Annotated in this window: 22 protein-coding genes and 1 other annotated feature; of the genes, 6 read left to right on the top strand and 16 right to left on the bottom strand. The window is 37.6% G+C overall.

The window, feature by feature from the left end; all coding sequences use genetic code 11:
* Positions 1 to 100: 100 nt before the first annotated feature.
* Together ACQKIH_RS19195 and ACQKIH_RS19190 are read left to right on the top strand one after the other, a co-directional pair.
* Entirely contained in the window at positions 101 to 388 is a 288-nt protein-coding gene (locus ACQKIH_RS19195) for a PadR family transcriptional regulator (protein WP_427768299.1), read from the top strand.
* Positions 375 to 887 (top strand): DUF2812 domain-containing protein, encoded by a 513-nt coding sequence (locus ACQKIH_RS19190; protein ID WP_427768286.1) that lies wholly within the window; start codon positions 375 to 377, stop codon positions 885 to 887. Before ACQKIH_RS19195 ends, ACQKIH_RS19190 begins: the two co-directional genes overlap by 14 nt.
* 373 nt (positions 888 to 1,260) lie before the next feature.
* On the opposite strand, the gene ACQKIH_RS19185 is transcribed toward ACQKIH_RS19190, so the two are convergent.
* The 5 genes from ACQKIH_RS19185 to ACQKIH_RS19165 all read right to left on the bottom strand — a co-directional run bounded on the left by ACQKIH_RS19185 (position 1,261) and on the right by ACQKIH_RS19165 (position 7,232).
* Positions 1,261 to 2,109, bottom strand: a complete 849-nt coding sequence (locus ACQKIH_RS19185; protein ID WP_427768285.1) for a hypothetical protein — start codon at positions 2,107 to 2,109, stop codon at positions 1,261 to 1,263.
* Positions 2,102 to 2,596, bottom strand: a complete 495-nt coding sequence (locus ACQKIH_RS19180; protein WP_427768284.1) for an RNA polymerase sigma factor — start codon at positions 2,594 to 2,596, stop codon at positions 2,102 to 2,104. The genes ACQKIH_RS19185 and ACQKIH_RS19180 overlap by 8 nt, the downstream gene beginning before the upstream one ends.
* Positions 2,597 to 3,217: 621 nt before the next feature.
* Positions 3,218 to 3,637 (bottom strand): pyridoxamine 5'-phosphate oxidase family protein, encoded by a 420-nt coding sequence (locus ACQKIH_RS19175; protein WP_427768282.1) that lies wholly within the window; start codon positions 3,635 to 3,637, stop codon positions 3,218 to 3,220.
* A gap of 177 nt (positions 3,638 to 3,814) precedes the next feature.
* Positions 3,815 to 4,531 carry a response regulator gene (locus ACQKIH_RS19170; protein ID WP_427768280.1) on the bottom strand — a complete coding sequence of 239 codons (717 nt, stop codon included), beginning with the start codon at positions 4,529 to 4,531 and terminating at the stop codon, positions 3,815 to 3,817.
* Entirely contained in the window at positions 4,524 to 7,232 is a 2,709-nt protein-coding gene (locus ACQKIH_RS19165; RefSeq protein ID WP_427768279.1) for an ATP-binding protein, read from the bottom strand. The genes ACQKIH_RS19170 and ACQKIH_RS19165 overlap by 8 nt, the downstream gene beginning before the upstream one ends.
* A 263-nt stretch (positions 7,233 to 7,495) precedes the next feature.
* Here ACQKIH_RS19165 and kdpF point away from each other — a divergent pair, with 263 nt between their 5' ends.
* Genes kdpF through kdpC form a run of 4 tightly spaced genes read left to right on the top strand, consistent with a single transcriptional unit; the run spans position 7,496 to position 12,028 of the window.
* On the top strand, positions 7,496 to 7,576 hold the full coding sequence (gene kdpF / locus ACQKIH_RS19160) for a K(+)-transporting ATPase subunit F (RefSeq protein ID WP_083493616.1): 81 nt from the start codon (positions 7,496 to 7,498) through the stop codon (positions 7,574 to 7,576).
* 23 nt (positions 7,577 to 7,599) lie between these two features.
* On the top strand, positions 7,600 to 9,297 hold the full coding sequence (gene kdpA / locus ACQKIH_RS19155; RefSeq protein ID WP_427768278.1) for a potassium-transporting ATPase subunit KdpA: 1,698 nt from the start codon (positions 7,600 to 7,602) through the stop codon (positions 9,295 to 9,297).
* A gap of 12 nt (positions 9,298 to 9,309) precedes the next feature.
* Positions 9,310 to 11,376 (top strand): potassium-transporting ATPase subunit KdpB, encoded by a 2,067-nt coding sequence (kdpB, locus tag ACQKIH_RS19150; RefSeq protein ID WP_427768277.1) that lies wholly within the window; start codon positions 9,310 to 9,312, stop codon positions 11,374 to 11,376.
* A 13-nt stretch (positions 11,377 to 11,389) separates the two neighbouring features.
* The gene (gene kdpC / locus ACQKIH_RS19145; protein WP_427768276.1) at positions 11,390 to 12,028 is read left to right on the top strand and encodes a potassium-transporting ATPase subunit KdpC; all 639 of its coding nucleotides are present in this window, start codon (positions 11,390 to 11,392) and stop codon (positions 12,026 to 12,028) included.
* A 251-nt stretch (positions 12,029 to 12,279) separates the two neighbouring features.
* On the opposite strand, the gene ACQKIH_RS19140 is transcribed toward kdpC, so the two are convergent.
* The 11 genes from ACQKIH_RS19140 to mnmA all read right to left on the bottom strand — a co-directional run bounded on the left by ACQKIH_RS19140 (position 12,280) and on the right by mnmA (position 22,411).
* Entirely contained in the window at positions 12,280 to 13,473 is a 1,194-nt protein-coding gene (locus tag ACQKIH_RS19140; protein ID WP_427768275.1) for a hypothetical protein, read from the bottom strand.
* 14 nt (positions 13,474 to 13,487) lie between these two features.
* Positions 13,488 to 14,318, bottom strand: a complete 831-nt coding sequence (locus ACQKIH_RS19135; RefSeq protein WP_427768274.1) for a hypothetical protein — start codon at positions 14,316 to 14,318, stop codon at positions 13,488 to 13,490.
* Positions 14,315 to 15,004 carry an ABC transporter ATP-binding protein gene (locus tag ACQKIH_RS19130; RefSeq protein WP_427768273.1) on the bottom strand — a complete coding sequence of 230 codons (690 nt, stop codon included), beginning with the start codon at positions 15,002 to 15,004 and terminating at the stop codon, positions 14,315 to 14,317. Before ACQKIH_RS19130 ends, ACQKIH_RS19135 begins: the two co-directional genes overlap by 4 nt.
* Positions 15,001 to 15,390: a GntR family transcriptional regulator gene (locus ACQKIH_RS19125; protein ID WP_427768272.1), complete on the bottom strand. Its 390-nt coding sequence runs from the start codon at positions 15,388 to 15,390 to the stop codon at positions 15,001 to 15,003. The genes ACQKIH_RS19130 and ACQKIH_RS19125 overlap by 4 nt, the downstream gene beginning before the upstream one ends.
* Before the next feature lie 295 nt (positions 15,391 to 15,685).
* A complete protein-coding gene (locus ACQKIH_RS19120; protein WP_427768271.1) occupies positions 15,686 to 16,063 on the bottom strand; it encodes a DUF5071 domain-containing protein in 378 nt (125 codons plus the stop codon).
* Positions 16,064 to 16,065: 2 nt separating this feature from the next.
* On the bottom strand, positions 16,066 to 16,641 hold the full coding sequence (locus ACQKIH_RS19115) for an anthranilate synthase component II (RefSeq protein WP_057984007.1): 576 nt from the start codon (positions 16,639 to 16,641) through the stop codon (positions 16,066 to 16,068).
* The gene (gene trpE / locus ACQKIH_RS19110; protein ID WP_427768270.1) at positions 16,638 to 18,032 is read right to left on the bottom strand and encodes an anthranilate synthase component I; all 1,395 of its coding nucleotides are present in this window, start codon (positions 18,030 to 18,032) and stop codon (positions 16,638 to 16,640) included. Before trpE ends, ACQKIH_RS19115 begins: the two co-directional genes overlap by 4 nt.
* Before the next feature lie 94 nt (positions 18,033 to 18,126).
* Positions 18,127 to 18,342 (bottom strand) — a binding site (T-box leader).
* A gap of 73 nt (positions 18,343 to 18,415) precedes the next feature.
* Positions 18,416 to 19,780 (bottom strand): hypothetical protein, encoded by a 1,365-nt coding sequence (locus tag ACQKIH_RS19105; protein WP_427768269.1) that lies wholly within the window; start codon positions 19,778 to 19,780, stop codon positions 18,416 to 18,418.
* Positions 19,777 to 20,418, bottom strand: a complete 642-nt coding sequence (locus ACQKIH_RS19100) for an ATPase (protein WP_427768268.1) — start codon at positions 20,416 to 20,418, stop codon at positions 19,777 to 19,779. The genes ACQKIH_RS19105 and ACQKIH_RS19100 overlap by 4 nt, the downstream gene beginning before the upstream one ends.
* Before the next feature lie 161 nt (positions 20,419 to 20,579).
* The gene (locus tag ACQKIH_RS19095; RefSeq protein ID WP_427768267.1) at positions 20,580 to 21,245 is read right to left on the bottom strand and encodes a tetratricopeptide repeat protein; all 666 of its coding nucleotides are present in this window, start codon (positions 21,243 to 21,245) and stop codon (positions 20,580 to 20,582) included.
* A 44-nt stretch (positions 21,246 to 21,289) separates the two neighbouring features.
* Positions 21,290 to 22,411 (bottom strand): tRNA 2-thiouridine(34) synthase MnmA, encoded by a 1,122-nt coding sequence (gene mnmA, locus ACQKIH_RS19090; RefSeq protein WP_427768266.1) that lies wholly within the window; start codon positions 22,409 to 22,411, stop codon positions 21,290 to 21,292.
* Positions 22,412 to 22,414: the final 3 nt, after the last annotated feature.

The raw sequence follows: 22,414 nt of genomic DNA, 5'->3' as shown, positions 1-22,414 counted from the left end.
ATTATTCAGTTGAACTATATATAATTTAACTATACAGTTAAACTGATTAGATTGAGGTGAGGACTTGAAGAAGCATAAGCTACTACCTTTATCCGAAACGATGCATTATATTTTACTCGCTTTACGAGAACCACTTCATGGCTATACAATGATGCAAAAAATTGAAGATATGAGTAATGGGAATGTACGTATTGCTGCAGGGACAATGTACGGCGCGATTGAAAATTTATTGAAATATGAATGGATTACTCCAGTAGAAACAGAGGATGCTCGGCGTAAGGTGTATCAAACAACACCTGCTGGACTTGAAATATTAGCATCTGAGCAACAACGATTGCAGCATATTTTATCCTTATATGAGGGAGATGAAGTAAATGAAAAAAATTAAAATCTTTTTTGATATTGAAAAAGAAGAGAAATGGCTCAATTCTATGCTTCAAAATGGATGGGTATGTACACATGCAAACACTTTTAGTTTTTATTATACATTTCAAAAAACATCTGACATTGAACAGGTCATTCGTATTGACCATCAAAATGCCTTAAAAAAAGATGCACGCCAAAATTATTTACAATTACACGAGGATTTTGGCTGGCACACTATTAAAGCTAACGCATCTGATGGTACCTATTACTGGTTAAAACGTAAAGACGGGCGTGATGATTTATTTTCAGATGACTATTCTCTTATTGCCAAATATAAACAATTAATGAAATCAGCCGCTTCTTGGGCTTTTGGATCCCTCTTCTTTTTAATTGTTATTTACTCGAAATATGATTACTTTCAATTTTTCCAATTGAAGAGTGCCTATCTAACACCTGGCTTATGGGACAAAGACGGTACATCATTTCTTTTTGCCTTCTTATTTGAACGCCCCTTGCTTTAATGCGTTTCATACCGCCTTGGTTATTTATTACGACGAGTGTTTTGTATGGCCTCACTTATATGCGATATCGCAAAGCTATCCAGCACCTTTCTTCACAATGAGACCTAGAAAGGAGCCAATCCGCTTATGAATTGGCTCCTTTCTAGGTTCTGGTGCAAAATGAGATTTTTATCTTTTAACAAAGCAAATGATCCTCATAAATACGTAGCTATAGTTTATTAGTCGACTTTCTTCGCTTCTTGTCTCTTGCATTTTAACACTCCCTTATTGTGATAACATTGTAAAGGGTAGGGAGTTACTTTGTTTCTGATAAATCATATTTGCACCAGAACACGAATTTTTCCATTTAAAACAATTCATATATATACCCAGCTCACCACATCGGTGTCTCTTCATCTTCCAATTCAATATAGTACGGCAATATAAAGCGCCAAACAAGTAGAAAATAAGGGACGAGTATACATAGGATGACGATAAAAGGAAGGCCGATATTGATCGCAGTGAAAAAAGGGAGTCCTGTAAACAAGGATGTTAAACCAAATTTATTCCTTGATGCTCTCGTATAAAAAATAGGCTTTTCACAAGTGGTGCATTTCAGGTTAACCTTAAATGAAAAGGCAATTTTTCTTATTTCTCGCGTTGAATACGTATGATGACAAACGGGACATGGCAATGGTCTTTTCACATTGCGTGCTAAATAAAGCTGAAGCAATAGCAAAAATATTAAAATGAGGAAAAAAATGATTATTTTCGAACCGAGTTGTGTCGAACAAATGAACCATAAACTAGACGCACCTCCAACTGTTACTGTGGTCATAAAACCAATAAATAGCCAGTGATAGTGTCCCCACTTTTCCCTAAAATACATAATCTTGGGTTGCCAGCGAACAGTATTTTTTACAATTAAGACGGCTAAAATGCAGTTGATGACATATATGCTAAAGGCGATGGCTAAATAAATTAGCGTTTCCATTATATATTCATGATGATCCATTTCAATAGCTTGCTCGGTTCCGTGATTCAATATAGGGACAGGCCTTTCACTACTCATCACTAAAAATAAAAACAGTATACATAATACCGCAAAGGTTGGTACCGCTAGCCTGTATGTCCAATTTACTTTCTCTTTTTTGGATGATTTCACATGCTGCAACATGCTTGATTTTTGAGCTTCTGTTAACTGAAGTAGCTTCAATTCAGTTTGCCATTTTTCTTTATTCATCCGCCATCACCTCCATTTGTAACTTCGGCTTTAACTTTTTACGCGCGCGTTGTAATCTTGATTTTACGGTGGAAGCAGCGAGCTCTAACAAAACTGCAATTTCTGTCACGGTCAACTCTTCATAATAATAAAGCAGCAACACTTCACGATCCTTTACCGGTAGTGCTAACACAGCGGCTGTCACTTCCCCGCGCAACTCTTGTTCAACATAAATTTGCTCCGTTCCTTTTGAAGTTCCTTGTATGATTTCAAGAAATATGTGCTTTTTATTTTTCCAGCTCCGTAAATAATCATAGCTTCGATTAATCGTCATTTTTACTAAGTATGTTTTTAAAGTCGCATCCCCTTGAAATTGATGCGCTTTTCGGTAATAGTTAAAAAACACATCTTGTACCACTTCCTCGGCAGCCGACCTGTCCTTCGTATAAATAAAGGCAATGCGATATAAATAATCGCTATATGTATTAATGCATTGTTCAATATCCATTTTTTGCCCTCCTTTCACCTATATAGACGGAATGAATTTCAAATAGGACGCAAAATGTTTGAATTCCCCAAAATAAAAAGCAATTTTGGTTTTTTTAATAAATTAATTCGTTAAAAGCATATCAATTTAAAGTGGTCACATTGCAATTATTCGAAAATATCGTACAGTAAAAGTTCTTTGTTTCCCTATCTCAACCCTTACTTCCCTCTCATTAATTAATCAATTACATTCCGATTTAACATTGAAATATTTGCCTTGACGTATTCTACGTGTAAAATACATATGCAACTTCATGTAATGGATCAGCCCATATTTTTGTGTAGCTCCCACAATAAGATTATGATTCCGTTGCATAAAAAAATCCCCTTTTCGTCTTCAGTAGACAAAGAGAGGATTTTCACTTTTTTAGAACGCTCTGTGTTTGTTGAATGGCTATTCATAAATTGCAAGAACATTCATACACCTTGTTCCTACAAAAATTGTTTGTACCCCCGATACAGAATGTTTCTACTTCAACTCGATTTCACTACGAATTGCCGGTATTTGCTCGATTGATTGTTTCATGATATGCGCAATGCTATCATCTGTAATTCCACTTTCGACAGAATAATTCAGCTCTAACTATTCTGTTTTAAATTCTAATTCTTTCGGTGGTTCGCCTTTCTTGTTCATAAGGCGCATGCGAATGGGTTCAATTTTCAGCGTTAACATTTCATCTTTATTGCCGATAAAAATATCTGTGAAAAATTCCGCGAGCTTATTTTTTATGCCCTCATCCTCAAACGCTGTTACTTTCCCTTCAATCTCGACAAACGTATCACCAAATCCTTTATTTTCGTAGCCGTATAAAATATGTGTATACGGATTTTTTTGCAGTTCTTCTACTTTTTCAGAATGTTTATTTGTGACCGTATATAATACGAAGTCTTCATGTTGAAATGTCATATAACGAGAATAGGGTTTTCCATTCTCTACAGTAGCCATCGTCCCTATTTTTTCACGATTTAATACCTCTAATATTTCATCACGTATAGAAGTCATTTCATCCCATCCTTTCACTTTTCACTGTTATTTTGCCCTTCCTAAGCTATACTAAACAAATTTTTGTGAAAAATAAGAAATGAAAGTCTTCTGTATTCTACAAAATATATTGGTATATTTACTTGTTGGACAACATGATTTTACAGAATCTGTTTGTGCATCCAGTACATGGACTTACTACTCCCCACGCATACTATCCCCTTCATACCTAAGCATGCGATAGCCAACACGTATATGTGTCTGAATATACTTAGGATTTGCGGGATCATCCTCAACTTTTTTCCGCAGCGTTGCCATAAAAACACGCAGGCTGGGAATGTCCGATGGAAGGTAGTTTTGCCATACCTCTTTCAATAAAAAATTATGTGTCAGAACTTTTCCAACATTTTTGGATAGTACCACTAACAACTTATACTCTATAGGAGTCAAATGCACTTCTGCGCCATTCACTAACACTGTATTTGCCAAATAATTAATTTGTAAATGACCGTTGACGAACATAGGTTGCTCCTGATTCACACTACCATCAATCGCATTTCTTCTTAATGCAACGCGAATACGTGCTAGCAATTCATCTACGCTAAATGGCTTCGTTACATAATCATCTGCTCCAACATCGAGCGCATTGATTTTATCAGATTCTTCGCCGCGCGCACTGACGACGATGATCGCCGTTTGAGACCAACTACGGATTTTTTGAATAATATCGATGCCATCCATGTCCGGTAAGCCTAAATCTAGAATAATCACATCCGGTTTCATCGAAATGGCCTTTTGCAATGCACTTTGGCCATCCCGAACAATAGCGTATTCGTATTTTTGCGTCGATAATGTCATTTTGATTAGATTCCCGATTGCCACATCATCTTCTACCACAAGGATTCGTTTATTCATCAATGTTCACAACTCCTTTTTCAAGTGAGAAATTAAAAACGGTACCACTTGGGTTATTATTTGCAACAGTAAGTTCACTTCCATGTAATTTTAAAATAGTGTGACACAATGCTAAACCAAGCCCTAGACCTCGCCGGCTATCGCTTCTTTGCATCTTTCCTGTTGTAAAAGGTTCAAATAGTTTCGCTTTTAACGAATCTTCAATCCCCGCACCATTATCGCGAATACTAAAATGTACAAAATTGCCCACTTCTTTTGCCCTCAGGATGACCTCGCTCCCTGCTGGTGTATAAGTCAATGCATTATCAATCATATTAATGATCACTTGAATGATGAGTCGCGCATCCATCAAGGCGAATGATAATTCTGGCTCAACACAGTAAGAGATTTTGTGCGTATTGTTTATGCGCACAACATGCGACAGCGCTTCTTGTATAATATCCACCACAAGTTCGGGTTGCATCTCAATAGCAAGTTGCCCGTTATCTAATCTTGAGACCGCTAGCAAATTTTCTACCATTTGTACAAGCCATTTGGAGTTGCTAAAAATATCTTGGTATAGTTGGACTTTCTGCGTATCATTCACCTGTTCTCCTCTGGTCAACAAAATCTCGGCATTCCCTGCAATACTTGTCAGCGGAGTTCTTAAATCATGCGATATGGCGCGCAAAAGATTTGATTGCATTTGTTCAAGTTCCGCTTCTTGAACAACTTCTGCATTTAATTTCTGCAAATACCATTTATCAAGGGCAAATGAAAAATCATTAATGATGGCATGGAGGATATTACGCTCAAATGCTGGCAAAGGTGATTCTCTCGATAACGCTATTCCAATAACCCCTTTCACATGACCACCAGATACAAACGGCAAATAGTAGGCATTCGCTTCTGGAAATATATCAGTTGACCTACCGGCTACGTGCTCATTATTCGCAACCCAACTCACCACACCACGCTCGCTTACATTGCTAAATCGTCCCGCTACTTCTTGATTTTCGATTGTCGTCATACTAGCTGTTCGGAAAAAAACAGACTTCATGATCAGTTCATTTTCTAGTTCAAAAAATTCGACTGGCACATCTACTAATTTTACAATTTGGGACATACCTTCCATGATGATTTCCTCTTTCGACTTCGCTTGCTGCAATTTGCGATTTGTTTCAAGTAACACTTCCATTCGGTAAGACTTTCGCACCGCAACAACTGCCTGCTCCTTTACCTTCCTCGTTAGACTACTCGTAATGAAACCCGCGGTAAACATGATTAAAAATGTCATTGGATAGTCTGGATGATACGCTTCAATTGAAAATCGCGGTTCGGTAAATAAAAAGTTAAAAATGAGCACCGAAACGAGCGAACTAATCATGCTGACCACCCAACCAGATGTCCATGTTGACAGTACTAATACACCTAAAATATAGATGGTGATAATATTTGAATCACTAACTCCCATAGCGAAGAACCAAATTCCGATGATGGATGCCAACCCGAACACTACGACCATTTTAAGCAAGTCTAACCTCTCAAATCTTAGCCGAGGTCTTACTTTTGGTAAGCGCATTGGTTCATTCTCTACATCGGGCACAATATGTATCGCTAAGTTTGGTACAAAGTCATTAAGCGCGTCACTGATTTTGGGATGAGGAAGCCACCATTTCTTTTTCATAGCCGTTCTTCCGAGGACCAGCTTTGTCACACCACTTATCTGCGCATAATTCGCTAACGCACCTGCTACGTCATCTTCTTGTACGATGACTACATGCCCACCGAGTTGTTCCGTCAATTTTATATGCTGCTGCAATCGCTCAGAATTCACTTTGTCACTATCGTTTCTTTCAACTTTTTGTACATAAAGTGCTGTGAATTTGCCATGCAGGGCCTGTGCCAGTCTAGCCGCTGTCCGAATGACTTTTGCATTCGTTGGTGAACTACTAATACCCACCAATACATGCTCTTCTAATTGTGTATTTTGAATAGAAGAATCGTACTTTTGCGTTTTTTTATAATAAATCATATCAGCTGTTCTACGTAGTGCAATTTCTCTTAACGCCACTAAATTTTGTTTTTTAAAAAAAGAATTAATCGCTTTTTCTACTCGTTCGATTTTATAAATTTTACCTTCTCTTAATCTTTGAAGTAATTCATCTGGTTCAATATCCACCAGTTTTATTTGGGCTGCCTGATCAATTACATGATCGGGAATACGCTCTCGTACCTTCACCCCCGTTATGTCTTCCACCAAATCTTGTAAACTTTCAATATGCTGGATATTTACAGTTGTGTACACATGTATACCTTTTGCAAGCAATTCTTCGACGTCGCCAAAACGTTTTATATGACGCATTGTTGGCAGGTTTGTATGCGCCAACTCATCAATGATTACAATCTCAGGTTTACGTTCAAGTACCGCATCGATGTCTAATTCCTCGAAAATCTTTCCTTTATAATTTATCTTTTTCGTTGCTATTTGTTCAAGACCTTCAAGTAAGGCGAATGTTTCTGGACGGGGATGCGGCTCTACATATCCTACCACGACGTCTTTGCATAGTTTTTGAGCTTGATGTGCCGCATCTAACATCGCGTAAGTTTTCCCCACGCCCGCAGCATAACCAAGAAAGATCTTCAGCTTTCCTACTTTGTCATCTTTTCCCTCGTAAATCTTGGCTAAAAACGTCTCTGGACTCTGCCGAATGTCTTCCATCATTCTCACCTCTTTTCTTATTATAATCACATCTTTCATTGAAAAAGCGGAAAGTTTCAAATCTTAATGTCTTCTTAATACAAACCGCTATTCCCTAACACTACGTTAATTTGAATTGCAATATGATAAGAGCATCTAAGAAAGAGAGGATGGTTCAATTGATGGACATTTATATGATTGGCTTACTAATCATTAGTTTTTCTAGTTTATATTCTTTAACAACTTGGTGTTACAAACTCGTAAATGAGTAAGGAGGAAACATTATGTGGATCATTTTTGGGATTATTATTGTAGCGCTCTTCGGGTATCTAGGGCATGCATTATTATATCCAGAAAACTATTAAGAGACTTATAGGAGGTAAGATGTATGTGGCAAATCGCCATTATTTTAGCAATCTATTTACCGCTTGTTATACTAGCGGGGCATTATCTTTTTCGAGTAACAATGAATGAAAATACTTGGCTCGATCCAGTATTTGATAAAGTCGATGGCGTTATATATAAAGTAAGTGGCATTAAACAAGTCGATATGACGGGGAAACAATATGTATTCGCATTAATTCTTTCAAATGCATTTATGGTATTCATCGGCTACCTGCTGTTACGCATTCAATCTGCTTTATTTTTTAACCCAAATGGCATAGATAATATGGAAGCAACACTGTCTTTTAATACGATCATTTCGTTTATGACAAATACAAACCTGCAACACTATAGTGGTGAATCCGGATTAAGTTATATGTCTCAGATGCTAATCATTATATTCATGATGTTTACATCGGCAGCAACAGGTTATGCCGCATGTATGGCGTTCTGTCGTCGTTTAGTTGCGAAGACGGATACACTTGGAAATTTCTTTGTAGACCTTGTACGTATTATAACGCGTGTATTAATGCCTATTTCATTCGTAGTTGCCCTAATTTTAGTAGCTCAAGGGTCGCCCCAAACCTTTAGTCCAAACAAGACCGTAGAAACAATTGAAGGTAAGATGCAGGATATCGCACTTGGGCCCGTAGCCTCCCTAGAATCGATTAAACATATTGGTACAAATGGTGGCGGATTTTACGGTGCCAATTCGACGACTCCATTTGAAAATCCAACTGTTTCTTCAAATATTATAGAAATACTATCGATGATGTTGCTCCCTGGTGCTTGTGTTGTGGCTTTTAGTTTAATGGTAGCTCATCGAAGAAAGAAAACTATATTTGGAAAACAAGGGTTAGCCATTTTCACTGCAATGGGGGTTCTGTTTCTAATTGGATTGGTTACGGTTACTGTAGCTGAACGCGCTGGCAATCCACTTATTAGCGACCTCGGTATCACACAAGAACTAGGAAGTATGGAAGGCAAAGAAATGCGATTTGGTGTCGAACAATCCGCGCTATTCACTGCTGTGACGACTGCTTTTACTACCGGATCAGTAAATAATATGCATGACACCTTAACACCAATCGGCGGACTCGTGCCCATGTTTAACATGATGTTGAACGTTGTGTTTGGGGGTAAAGGTGTCGGGTTGATGAACATGATGATGTATGTACTACTGACCATCTTCATTGCCTGTCTCATGATTGGTCGAACACCTCAGTTTTTAGGCAAGAAAATTGAAGAAAAAGAAATGAAGTTAATTGCCCTTTGTATATTAGTCCACCCTGCCATCATTTTGCTATTTTCAGCATTGGCTGTCGCAACAACAGCTGGCGTCGCGGGTATCACAAATCCAGGTGCACATGGATTATCGCAAGTATTATATGAATATGCTTCATCCTCAGCGAACAATGGCTCAGGTTTTGAAGGATTAGCCGATAACTCAACATTCTGGAACGTGACTACTGGGCTTGCAATGTTCTTTGGTCGCTATGTAACGATTATACTTCAGCTAGCCATTGCATCACTGCTCGCGAAAAAAATATGGTATAGCGATACGGTGGGAACATTAAAAACAGACAATGCCATGTTTACAACGTTACTTATTGCAATTGTGCTACTGATTGGCGCTTTAACATTTTTACCAGCCCTGGCTCTCGGACCAATTACTGAACATTTAAAAATATATTACCGATAAGGAGAGACATCAATGGAAAATGCTTCTAAAAAAAGTTTTATAACAAATGATATTATGAAAAACGCTATAATCGGCGCTTTCAAGAAATTGAATCCCGTCTACATGATAAAAAATCCAGTGATGTTCGTGGTGGAAATTGGTTTTATACTTGTCCTTCTGTTAACTATTTTCCCAAATCTACTGGACAGTGGCGCTGGCGAAAAAGATCGTCTTTATAATGCGATTGTTACGATCGTTCTTTTCGTTACTATTCTATTTGCGAACTTTGCAGAATCAATCGCTGAAGGCAGAGGAAAAGCACAAGTACAAACGCTAAAAAATACTAAAACGGCGACTAAGGTGCGTGTGCTATTAGAAAATGGCCAGGAAGTCATGAAACAAGCACATGAACTGAAAAAGGGAGATATCGTCTTAGTGCAGGCTGGCGAGGTCATCCCTAATGATGGCGAAGTAATATATGGCATTGCTACAGTGGATGAATCCGCTATTACTGGTGAATCAGCACCTGTCGTAAAAGAACGTGGTGGTGACTTTTCGTCTGTAACAGGTGGGACTACTGTGACAAGCGATTGGCTCATGATCGAAATCACAGCACTACCTGGTGAATCGTTCCTTGATAAAATGATTGCCCTAATTGAAGGAGCAAGTCGAAAAAAAACACCCAATGAAATTGCACTAAACACGCTATTAGTTAGTTTAACGATCATCTTTTTACTCGTTGTTGTGACGCTTTATCCAATGACAGTCTATTTAGATGTGCATATTCCAATCGCGACTTTAATTGCACTAACGGTTTGCTTAATTCCCACTACGATAGGTGGCTTGTTATCGGCAATCGGTATTGCTGGAATGGATCGTGTAACACAGTTTAATGTCATAGCTTTGTCCGGAAGAGCCGTTGAAGCATGTGGTGATGTGGATACGTTAATTTTAGATAAAACAGGCACGATTACTTACGGCAACCGGATGGCCTCTGAATTCTCACCTGTAAATGGTGTAGAGATCAGTAAATTGATACGAGCAGCATGGCTGAGCTCACTGACAGACGATACGCCAGAGGGTAAATCAATTTTGTCACTTGCATGCGAGTTGTTAGTAGATACAACGCACGAAGATTTGATCATCAAAAAGAGCGATCACATTTCTTTCACCGCGCAAACTCGTATGAGCGGCCTTAATATGCAAGACGGCACCAAAATACGGAAAGGCGCCTATGATTCGATAAAAAATGAAAGTCTTGCTGCTGGTCAGGTGATTCCTAAAGACTTAGAGCAACTCGTCCACCGCGTATCATCGGTTGGCGGAACACCTCTAGTCGTGTCGATAAACGATAAAATTTTAGGTGTCATTTTCCTAAAAGACATTGTGAAACCTGGATTGAAAGAACGTTTTGACCAGCTGCGTGCAATGGGTATCAAAACAATAATGTGTACCGGGGATAATCCACTGACCGCTGCTTCCATCGCCAAAGAAGCAGGAGTGGATGGCTTTATCGCAGAAAGTAAACCCGAGGATAAAATAAAAGTTATTAAAGATGAGCAAGCACTTGGAAAAATTGTGGCGATGACTGGTGACGGCACAAACGATGCACCTGCACTCGCCCAAGCTAACGTTGGGCTTGCGATGAATTCTGGGACGAATGCAGCAAAAGAAGCTGCGAATATGGTAGATCTTGATTCCAATCCTACGAAAATAATAGAAGTTGTTGAAATCGGTAAACAACTGCTCATGACGCGGGGGGCGCTCACAACATTTAGCATTGCGAACGACGTGGCTAAATATTTTGCCATTATCCCCGCAATGTTAATGGTTGCCATTCCAGAAATGAACACGTTAAATGTGATGATGTTGAATTCACCAACAAGCGCCATCATCTCTGCATTAATTTTTAATGCCGTGATCATCCCCCTATTAATCCCGATTGCGATGAAAGGCGTTAACTATAAACCGATGAGTGCATCGAAATTATTAAGAAAAAACTTATTCGTTTATGGACTAGGTGGGTTACTTGCCCCTTTTATTGGGATTAAGTTAATTGATTTAATGATTGGACCTATGCTACAAATATTGGGACTATAGGAGGGACTATACGATGAAAAGATTTTTTGAAAGCTCTAAACAAGCGCTATTACTTACATTAACAATGTTTATTATATGTGGTGTGATTTACCCATTCGCAGTAACTGGTGTTGCTCAGGCATTTTTTAAATACGAAGCAAATGGTAGTTTACTAGAAGTAGACGGGAAAGTAGTTGGATCGGAATTATTAGGTCAAAGCTTTACATCACCCCAATATTTCTGGGGGCGCGTTTCTGCCGTGAATTACAATGTCTATTCACAAGAAGATACGATGCCTGGTGAAAACGGGGAAATAGCTTACGGCGGTGTCAGCTCAGGTACATTCAACTATGCCCCGTCCAACCCTGAGCTCATAACACGAATTGAGAGCAATATCGAAACGTTTTTACAAGACAACCCAGGTGTGAAACGCGAGCAAATTCCCGCCGACTTAATGACCGCGTCCGGCTCTGGATTAGATCCGCATATTAGTGTAAATGCAGCCCTAATTCAAATGGAACGTATTGCAAAAGCAAGTGGTTTGTCAGTAAATGAAGTAGAAGCTATTGTAAAAGTAAATACTGAGGACCGCCTTTTTGGTATCTTTGGTGAAAATACCGTCAATGTCCTAAGTGCTAACATTGATATTTACAAAAAAATGAACGCGCAGTAACTATAACTACATTAGAACCCAAAATCGGAAAGGTTGATTCCACTATGGAATTCATCCTTTCCGATTTGCCGCTTACTGAAGCCTTGGAACATTCTGTGTAGCATGTATAGATATTTTTGAATTGTAAATGATCATCTTATTAGTTTTCGCACCTGGTGTAGCATCCATATAAATTTTAGTTTCTTCAGTTGTTTTTACCTATCCCATAAATATGAAAATCAGTTTTTGTAAATATATATGTTGAAATCTACTTAATTATTTTTAAGTACAGTTGAAATACGAAGCTGCTTAATTGAACTTAGTGAATCATTTTGATCCGCGGTAATTTTACCTTCATATAAAGATTCCCCTGTACGTAAATCACCGATATACAATAATTGCTCCCCTGCAACACGGTTCACGATATAAATCTTCTCATCCATTAGCTGCACTAAAGGAGCATCTTCCTCCTTATTAACGGTAATTGGATAATTATAATGTAATGGTTCTTCCCATTGTTGCGTTTCGATACTATAATGATTTAGCTCAATACCATTTGCTGAATAAGTCGGCATGAATACTTGTGCGCCATAAAGGAAAGTCATTTTCGGTTTTAATTCAGATGGAATAACGATTTCCTCTACTTCATTTTTCAACTTATTATACACATACAATTGATGAGAAAGTAATTCGTTTGTAGGACCATCCCATCTCTCTTTATATTTCTTTATCTCATACAAATAATAGTTATCATTTAGTGATTCATTTGTATTAGTATGCATATGAAGACCTGTACTAATTCCTACTTCCGACGCTACTTTTCCAATCAGCTTATCCTCTTGCAATGCTTTGCTTTTTTCATCAACCGTAAATATGCGCAAAGTATCCCCGCCATTTACGTGAGAGCCAGTTGCAACGATTTTTATTTTTCCATCTTGCATATAGACATCTCTTACGCCCATCCAATAATAACTTTCTTCTACAGGTACTTGAATTTCAAATGATGAACGCACATCTGTTTTCAAATCAAGTAAATCAATTTCCATCGTTAGTGAATCCCCTTGGTGTAATTGATCAAAATCTTGAATTGCTGCGTAAACTAAATAATTCTCATCTTTAAAATAGCTATCTTCATTATATTGTTTTCCACGCATAAATTGGCGGTGTTCTTGCATATAGTTTTGCACATTGTCAGGAATATACGGGTTGAGCCAATTGTACATCTGAGACCGATTTGACTGAGTCAAAGTCGAACCATCCTTTGAAATGTTTAATTGGCTTTGAAAATAACCCCCTACATAATACGCTTCAAGGCTAATATTTTCAATTTCCATCTCATTACCGCTGGTCGTTTCAATTTTAAAAGGAAAATCTCCTTTTCCTGCGATTGCTACTTGAATATAGTAAAATCCAATTGCAATTACGCTAACAATACTAATGAGCAGCATTTTCCAATATCGTTTCATTGTCATTCCCCCTATCAAACTGTAATTTTATGTTTAAGCAAATAGGATGCTAGCCAAATAGCCATTCCAAAAACGATGCTGCTTGTTAGTAATGCAGTAATTAATAGTTCAAGTGGATACAAATAGTTTGGATATAGGCTCATTATTATGAATGGCACAATTAATACAACAAATGACAACACCCCATAAACGATGGCGAAGAAAATCCCCTTTAACCGGAAACTACGCTCTAGTAAAATAGCTGTAAAGATAACGGCTACAAAAACTAAACCTAGTCCATAACTCATGATGAATTCTATAATTGATATCGGATACAGCATTGTCCATACATCATTATAAAACAGTTCATAAAGCGAAAAGTACATCCGATAATCTGCTGGTATCATGCTATTCATAATTTGAAGCTCTATTGGGATTAAAATAAGTTGTAATGTGATTAAACCAAAGACGAACAGCAAAATTGTCGTCAATTTCGCGAAATAAATCGTCAACCTGTTTGTCGGCAATAGTAATAATCGGTAAATAAATGTATTTTTTGCAAACCAATCCCGATACCATATAAAAAATACATAAAGCATGAGAACGACGATGCACATAAATATTGGAAGTATCGCCCATTCAGAATTTACATATTGATAAAACGGAGAAGCGCCATACCCTTCTGCTGCAAATTCACTAAATGATAGTTGATTTTCGAACATGACTCGCTTCGTATTTTCTAAATAGAATTTCGATACGAAAATAACTCCAAGCAATTGGCTAACAATTGTCAATCCCATAATGAGGACATACAATTTGAAAAATCGACTCACTTCGAAATTAACAAGTTTTAAATAAGTATTCACCCTCGATACACCTCCCGCATCACATCTACAACGGATTTCCCCTCGTTTTCACGTACTTCTTCTACATTAAATTCTCTCAATACTGCCCCTTCATCAATGAGCACAACTTTATCAATTAAGTGTTCAATATCATTAATTTCATGGGTTGTAATAATGACACCACGATCTTCAATTAAATGGCTCGTAAACACTTCGGCAATTTGTTCGCGCGAGAAAATATCAATGCCGGAAAATGGTTCATCCATCAGCAAATAATCGACATCTAGTGCCAACCCTAACAGCATATTTACTTTCGCTGTATTTCCCTTTGATAAATTCGCAATGCGGTCGTTTGCATCAAGCTTAAAAAATTGCAGTAGCTCTTGTGCCCTTTGTGGATTCCAGCTTTTATAAAAATCCGCCATAAATTGAAAAGCTTCACTAATTTTCATTTGTGGCAGCATTGTAATTGTATCGGGAATAAACGTAATCTTTTCGAAGCTTTCTTTTCGAATTTTTCCCCCATCAATTAAAATCTCACCGCTATTAATCGGAGTGAGTGCCATAATGGCTTTCATGATTGTCGTCTTTCCTACGCCATTTATACCAATCAAACACGTAATTTCACCTTTGTTCGCGGTAAAGGAAATCCCTTTTAATATTTGCTTCCTGCCGTATTTTTTTTTGACATTTTTCACTTCAATCATTTGGATTCCTCCGTTTCACCGCTTTTGGCATCATGCGTTTTCTTCACAAGTTCCAATACTTCGGATAACGGCACATTGATGGATTGAATCGAGCCAACAAATAAGTCAACCGCTTCGATAATTAATTCCTCACGCACATTTTTAAGCACTGTTTCATCTTTCGTAATGCTGCTTGGCAAATTTCCTTCAGTATAAATCAATTGTTGTTCCTCCATTTCCTTATAAGCTCGTTGTGCAGTATTTGGATTAATTTTCAGCTGATTAGCCAGTTCCCTTCTTGACGGAATTTCCTGACCAGCCACATAATACCCCTTGGCAATTAGCTCTTTAAAATGCCGAATTACCTGCACATAAACTGGATCCCGATTATTAAACTTTATATCCAATCCACTCAACTCCTTGAAAATCATAATTTTGTGTATTAAGGACTCAATACACATTAGGCATAAATAGGCGATTCCTTTTAAGAAAGAATTAGCCGCGTATTAACCTCCTAATACACTACCCTCAAAAAAATGTATTAACAGCATAATACACTCCTTGAAATGTATTATACTCTTGGTACAGATTTCAAGTCAACCAAAATTATGGAAATTTTCATTTAGAAGGGGATTACACGAAAACTTCCCCACAAAAAAACGTCTAATCAAATTCCCTCCCATTGATTAGACGCCCCTCTACTTATTTATTTATTTCCAAACTTTGAAGCGCTTCTTTTGCGGCTTGCACATTATCCTCATTGAATGGCGTGATTCTTTGCATAGCCAATTGCTCCACGGCATTTGCAAGTACGAGCTTCGAGAAATAGGGTAGTGCTGGGAATACCTTCACTAAGCACCAGTAAATCCACATATCATCCTCTCCAAGTAACACCTCTTCTACATGAGCTGTAATCTCGGTCGGGTATTGCAACAACACTTCCAGCACCGGCTCTGCTACTGGCCAATTCATGTCTTGAATCCATTCGAGCAATTGTGGTAGTAATGGAATCACCTCAGTTGCATGCATCCGATGTAAAACGTTCACTGCTTCTACATCATGTTTATTTTTTGGAATCACACTTACACCTCTATTTTTTCAATAAACGCCTGAATCATCTTATATCCATCCTCTGTCCCAATCGATTCAGGATGAAACTGTAAACCGTACAGCGGATACGTTTTATGCTGGATTGCCATGATTTCTCCATCATCTTTTGCGGTTGCGATTACTTCAAAATCTTTTGGCAATGTTTCTTTTTCTATAATGAGTGAATGGTAGCGCATCACTTCTACTGCCCCTGTCAATTGTGCAAATAAACTATGACCTGCATAATTTAGCTCACTTGTTTTCCCATGCATAATTTGATTGGCGCGACTAACCGTTGCTCCGAATGCTTGACCAATTGCTTGATGTCCTAAACAAATGCCGAGGATTGGAAATTCTTTATACAAAGACTGGATCATGTCAATGACAATCCCCGCCTTTTCAGGTGTTCCAGGTCCAGGAGAAATGATAATTGCCTTCGGACTGAGTGCTTGTATTTCTGAAATCGTTATTTTATCATTGCGTACAACTTGCACTTCTTCACCAGTTGCAGCAATTTGATGGAATAAATTATATGTGAACGAATCGTAATTATCGATTAATAAAATCATACACGCACCTCCAGTAACGCACGCGCTTTGTTCAGCGTTTCCTCATACTCAAGCTCTGGTACAGAATCATATACAATGCCTGCCCCCGCTTGTACATAAGCTTTTCCGTCTTTTACAAGCATCGTCCGAATAGCTAGTGCTAAGTCCATATTGCCTGTTGTCGAAATATAACCAATTGCCCCCGCATAAATGCCGCGCTTCCTCTGTTCTAATTCATTAATAATTTGCATCGCGCGAATTTTCGGAGCACCGGAAACCGTTCCAGCCGGTAAACTAGCAGCTAATACATCCATTACATGGGCATCCTCACGCAGTTTCCCCGTCACCTCTGACACAATATGCATAACATATTTATAGCGCTCAATTTGCATGTATTTTGTCACATTCACGGAGCCTATTTGCGCTACACGCCCAACATCATTGCGTCCCAAATCCACGAGCATTTTATGTTCGGCAATTTCTTTTTCATCCGCTAATAAAGCAGCGGCGATTTCAGCATCCTCTTGCTCCGTTTTTCCGCGCGGCTTTGTCCCTGCAATAGGGTTCGTTGTCACGAGCCCATTTTGTACTTTTACTAAGCTTTCAGGAGATGTACCTAAAATCGTATACGCCCCAAAATCTAAAAAGTACATATACGGGGATGCGTTCGTCGTACGCAATTTACGGTAAAGCGCGAGTGGCTGTTCATCAATGTTCGCTTCAAACGTCTGCGATAATACAACTTGAAAAATATCCCCGTTCCGAATATGTTCCTTTGCCGTTTCGACCATATTGATAAAATGGTCTTTCGAAAGTGTCGGAGTAAATCGAATATTCGTCGACTCGGAAGGCCTTGTCATCACCGGCTGCTGAATTACTTTTTCAATCGCCTCAACCGCCTGCTGCATCTCTTCTTCCGTACGCCCATCTTGAAATAAATCAATCGCCACAATCGTTACTTGTTGCAGTAAATGATCGATTACAATAAACGTATCATAAAAAAAGACGTGTACATCTGGCATATGATAAACATCATTGACAATGTCGCCAATCTCCTCAAAATGATACGCTGTTTCATAACCAAAATAGCCAATCGCCCCTCCAAAAAAGGCAAAGGGATAAGCTTCATTTTCGCGAATCGGTAATAATTCCTTTAACGTTTGAAGAACCGGCTGTTCATACACTTTCTCGCTGCCATTCTTATTATAAAAAGAACTTTGATGCTGGCTCCCTTTTAGCTCGCCAACTGGATCAACGGCAATAAAGGAATAACGGCCGCTCTCACTAAATTTTGCATTCGATTCAAACAGCACTTTATTTTTTCCACTCAAAGCGGTATACACGGAAATCGGTGTCAGCGTATCGCCCGTAATTTGTTTCATAACATAACGTTGTTGCATCTCTACTCTCATCAAAATCTCTCCTCAACTCAACTGTTTTTCCACTTATGCAAACATGCTTTGTGGACATTCTCTACTTTTCTAGACGCAAAAAGGCCCTCCGTAACTAAAGGACGGAGAGCCGTGGTGCCACCTTCATTGACTACTATACTGATTGCAAAACAGTAGTCCACTTCAATACTCGTAACGTGAGTGCTACGGCACAGCATTTCCTCTGTGCAGCTAGAAAGTCCATTCATAAGCATTGTTTACTAACTTTCACCAACCGTTAGCTCTCTAAAAAAATCAATCGCTTACTACTCTCTTTCATCATCGCTTTTTCTATACGCTAATTGTACGTTAACAAGGTAGAATTTTCAAACTATATTTTCGTTACTATGAGAACTATTTCATTTCTAGCTATACATATACAATTGACCATGTGATTTTGCATAGTAAAGGCTTGCATCTGCATGGGTAACTAATGTTTCATAAGTCACTTCATCTTCAAGACAGTATTTCGAATCGACAAAACCGAAATGAATCGGAATTTCAACAGCTCCCAGCGTTAACTGAACAACAATCGACTGTAATTGCTGTTCAAGCTCCATAATTAAGGCAAAAAAATCATCATTTGAAATATCTTTTACAATAAATTCACCTTCATTACGAGAGAAAATTAAAAATTCTACGCCGTATGCAGATGTCGATTTATAAATAGCATCGAATAATTTAAACAATAATTGTTCCGCAAATTGCCCCCCGAACAGTTCCTCTATTTCATTCGTAATAAAAGACCAATGGAAACAATACACATTTTTTTCCGCTTGCAGTAATTCATTCACATACGTTTCCATCGATTTTTCCGTATGAAGATTCGGGTACTTATAAGTAAAGGTTGAACTTACATTATCTTGTGCTATGTCAGATGGAATACTTTGAATTTGCTTGTAAATAATTGATTCCATCCCCACGTCATTCACACTTCTAAACGACTCATCATAAAATTCAACATAATTTTTCAATTGATAACGATTAATTATTTTGAAAATGAGATGCAAACCAATCGTATTTCCCTGTTCTTTAAAAATGACATATGCCTTTGTTAGCTCAATACCACTCAAATGAAATTTTTGTTGTTTCGCTAAAATAGTTCCCTCTGAAAAAGCAATTTGTGCATGATAAATTAACGGTATTTCCCCTAAATATTGCAGTAATTCATTTTTAATTTTTTGAAATTGTTGATAATTATTGACACCCGCATAATAATATAACAACCCCATATTAACTTTCACTTTCAGCGGCCCTGTATTACTGTTTTTCGTTTTATAATAGAGAGCTAGTTGTGCAGCTATTTTTGCCTGTTCCAATTGTCCAAAAAATGATAATTGCGCTGCGATCATTGCGTAATTTGCCGCAAAAAGTTCCACATGATTTAATGAGCTTGCATATTGAATCGATTTTTTACACGCTATAATCGTTTCTGTATTATTTACCATACTATTTAAAATACTTAACAAATAAAAATAAGTCATCTTATTTTGAGGTTCTCCATGGATGAGACAAAGCTTTTCATACTCCACCATAATTCCACTAAAACTAGAAATATCACCTATACCATGACTCGCGTTTGCTAACAATTCATAGCATTTTAGTGCCTCTGCATAACGCTTTTGCTCTAATGCAATATGTAATGTAATGTTCGCAAACTGAATTACCTCTTTATATTGCAGGTTTCCATTTAAACTTTTCAAATGCTCGATTTGATTGATAATAATCATGGAAACCTCCCCCCCCAATCATTAACCAATCCAAAAACAGCTTCGTAAACTCTTTCTGCCTCATCGACTTTTTCATTAACATACCAGTGAAAATTCGCCATGTTGTTGTGATAGATTTCATTAAGTTCTGTTATAATCGTTCTTTGTAATCTCGCTAAATCTTTTGGATATTTTTCAGCACCTTGATATTGTTCATTATAATAGGCGCGGATACTCCTTGGTTTGTATTTTTCAAACGTTTCGAAACTGGAGGCCAATCTTTCATTAGACATAATTTTCACCTTAAAATATTCATTTACTGCTTTAAAAATATAAATCGTACAAATATAAGCTAATCTTTCATTTTCTAACGCCGCTTTTTGGATATATCGTTTCATTGGGTAATTTTCAATCATTTTCATAAAACTATTTCTAATGCAGAAAATCATCACATTTTCTGGATTTTCAATTCTTTTTTCTTTAGGTTTTGATAAAATACACCAAATATCATACAAAAATTGTGTTTTATGGTGGAGATGCTTTTTAATAGGCAGAATTAAAGTGAAAAATTCTAATTCATCCGTTAATTCAAGGAATCGGTTAAATTGTTGCTCAGAATTTAAAAACAAACCATCTTCTTTTTTTACATCCTTGTACATAAAACCCCACCATTCCCAATAAAATCGTATTAATATTATTATATTCTATCATAAATTTGTTGCATAACATATATTTACAATACTACTTTTTCTAGAAAAAACAGAAAATTTTAAAAAATAAAAAACCCACCATTTCCAATTCTGAAAATGGTGAGTTATTATTAATTTAATCGTTGGCCGATCATGTCATAAATATAGCGCGCTTGATCAAATTCCGGTTGCAGTGTAAAAGCCTGCTTCAAATGATATTGTGCTTTTTCTGTATCTTGTGTCGAAACAGCATAAAGGACACCTATGTTATAATGTGCATCCGCATTATTCCAGTCTTCTTCAATGACAAAATCAAGCTCTGGCTTTGCAAAATCAAACATTTCTAACGTACATAGTAAAATACCATATGCTAAACGAATTTGAATATCTTTCGGTGCTAGTTCAGCAGCTCGTTGCATAAATGGTAATGCTAATTTATATTGTTCTTCACGTTCAAAACATTTGGCTAACATATAGTAAGCATCTGCGCCTTCAATTCCTGCATCAATTGCTTTTTGATATAATTTTGCCGCCTCGATAAAACGCTCTGCTTCATAATAAAGATTAGCCAATCCATAAAAAGCGGTTGCCGCTTTTTCATCAACCGTAATTGCCTTTTGGAAAAATCGCTCCGCACGTTCGACATCATTCATAGCTGCTAGTAATGTACCAAAGTTCACATATCCAACTGCTTCTTCTGGATTTTCTTCAATTGCCTGTGTAAATGCTTGCCCTGCATCTTCATAACGTTTTTCTTGGAATGCTTTAATCCCAATTTCATTGTAATCTACTTTCATGCTGTCACTCCAAACAATATTTTCAAGAACATCTGTCTATTTTTTTAACCTACGTATGTTAATTTTTCGTTATTTTTAAATACTTCGTCGATTGTACCGCCGCCTAAACAAATATCGCCATCGTATAAAACTACCGCTTGTCCAGGTGTAATCGCACGGACCTTTTCTGCAAATGCAATAAAGGCTGTCCCATCTTCGCGAATTGTTACTTCTACTGGAGAATCTTCTTGACGGTAACGGAATTTCGCTGTACAGCTGAACGTACCTGTTTTTGGCGCTTTCGTTGTATAGCTCATTTTCACTGCTGATAACGCTTCTGAATAAAGCGTCTCATGATGGAAACCTTGTCCAACATAGAGAACATTGCGTTCAAGGTCCTTCCCTAATACAAACCAAGGTTCACCGTCTCCACCAATACCTAATCCGTGACGTTGCCCTAATGTATAATACATAAGTCCATCATGTTTGCCCATCAGTTGCCCTTCAAATGTTTCCATATTGCCTGGCTGTGCTGGTAAGTATTGACCTAAAAATTCTTTGAAATTGCGCTCTCCGATAAAGCAAATTCCTGTAGAATCCTTTTTCTTAGCTGTTGCAAGGCCCGCTTCTTCTGCAATTTTACGCACTTCCGGTTTTGGTAAATGACCAATTGGGAACATAACTTTTTCAAGCTGTTCCTGTGTCAATTGATTTAAGAAATACGTTTGGTCCTTATTATTATCGACACCGCGCAACATGAATACCTCGTCATCTGTACGATCCACGCGTGCATAATGCCCAGTTGCTAAATAATCAGCACCTAAATTCATTGCATGCTCTAAAAACGCTTTGAATTTAATTTCTTTATTGCACATCACATCCGGATTTGGTGTGCGCCCTGCTTTATATTCTTCTAGGAAATAAGTAAATACTTTATCCCAATACTGTTTTTCAAAATTTACTGCATAATAAGGGATACCGATTTGATTACATACGGCGATAACATCTTCATAATCTTCCGTTGCTGTACATACACCATTTTCATCTGTATCGTCCCAGTTTTTCATAAAAATTCCTATAACATCATAGCCTTGTTGCTTTAATAAATATGCCGCTACTGAGGAATCTACCCCACCTGACATACCTACGACTACTCTGATTTGTGATGGATCTCTTGTTTCTACCATTTA

The organism is Solibacillus cecembensis, from assembly GCF_050272495.1.
Classification (GTDB): domain Bacteria; phylum Bacillota; class Bacilli; order Bacillales_A; family Planococcaceae; genus Solibacillus; species Solibacillus cecembensis.
Note: the sequence above shows the minus strand (reverse complement) of the source record. Positions and strands in the feature narration are given on the sequence as shown.

What these genes read in the sequence shown, in the direction of transcription:
- ACQKIH_RS19195 (WP_427768299.1), top strand. Translation starts at nt 101, where the DNA reads ATGCATTATATTTTACTCGCTTTACGAGAACCACTTCATGGCTATACA.
- ACQKIH_RS19190 (WP_427768286.1), top strand. Translation starts at nt 375, where the DNA reads ATGAAAAAAATTAAAATCTTTTTTGATATTGAAAAAGAAGAGAAATGG.
- ACQKIH_RS19185 (WP_427768285.1), bottom strand. Translation starts at nt 2,109, where the DNA reads ATGAATAAAGAAAAATGGCAAACTGAATTGAAGCTACTTCAGTTAACA.
- ACQKIH_RS19180 (WP_427768284.1), bottom strand. Translation starts at nt 2,596, where the DNA reads ATGGATATTGAACAATGCATTAATACATATAGCGATTATTTATATCGC.
- ACQKIH_RS19175 (WP_427768282.1), bottom strand. Translation starts at nt 3,637, where the DNA reads ATGACTTCTATACGTGATGAAATATTAGAGGTATTAAATCGTGAAAAA.
- ACQKIH_RS19170 (WP_427768280.1), bottom strand. Translation starts at nt 4,531, where the DNA reads ATGAATAAACGAATCCTTGTGGTAGAAGATGATGTGGCAATCGGGAAT.
- ACQKIH_RS19165 (WP_427768279.1), bottom strand. Translation starts at nt 7,232, where the DNA reads ATGGAAGACATTCGGCAGAGTCCAGAGACGTTTTTAGCCAAGATTTAC.
- kdpF (WP_083493616.1), top strand. Translation starts at nt 7,496, where the DNA reads ATGTGGATCATTTTTGGGATTATTATTGTAGCGCTCTTCGGGTATCTA.
- kdpA (WP_427768278.1), top strand. Translation starts at nt 7,600, where the DNA reads ATGTGGCAAATCGCCATTATTTTAGCAATCTATTTACCGCTTGTTATA.
- kdpB (WP_427768277.1), top strand. Translation starts at nt 9,310, where the DNA reads ATGGAAAATGCTTCTAAAAAAAGTTTTATAACAAATGATATTATGAAA.
- kdpC (WP_427768276.1), top strand. Translation starts at nt 11,390, where the DNA reads ATGAAAAGATTTTTTGAAAGCTCTAAACAAGCGCTATTACTTACATTA.
- ACQKIH_RS19140 (WP_427768275.1), bottom strand. Translation starts at nt 13,473, where the DNA reads ATGAAACGATATTGGAAAATGCTGCTCATTAGTATTGTTAGCGTAATT.
- ACQKIH_RS19130 (WP_427768273.1), bottom strand. Translation starts at nt 15,004, where the DNA reads ATGATTGAAGTGAAAAATGTCAAAAAAAAATACGGCAGGAAGCAAATA.
- ACQKIH_RS19115 (WP_057984007.1), bottom strand. Translation starts at nt 16,641, where the DNA reads ATGATTTTATTAATCGATAATTACGATTCGTTCACATATAATTTATTC.
- trpE (WP_427768270.1), bottom strand. Translation starts at nt 18,032, where the DNA reads ATGAGAGTAGAGATGCAACAACGTTATGTTATGAAACAAATTACGGGC.
- ACQKIH_RS19105 (WP_427768269.1), bottom strand. Translation starts at nt 19,780, where the DNA reads ATGATTATTATCAATCAAATCGAGCATTTGAAAAGTTTAAATGGAAAC.
- ACQKIH_RS19100 (WP_427768268.1), bottom strand. Translation starts at nt 20,418, where the DNA reads ATGTACAAGGATGTAAAAAAAGAAGATGGTTTGTTTTTAAATTCTGAG.
- ACQKIH_RS19095 (WP_427768267.1), bottom strand. Translation starts at nt 21,245, where the DNA reads ATGAAAGTAGATTACAATGAAATTGGGATTAAAGCATTCCAAGAAAAA.
- mnmA (WP_427768266.1), bottom strand. Translation starts at nt 22,411, where the DNA reads ATGGTAGAAACAAGAGATCCATCACAAATCAGAGTAGTCGTAGGTATG.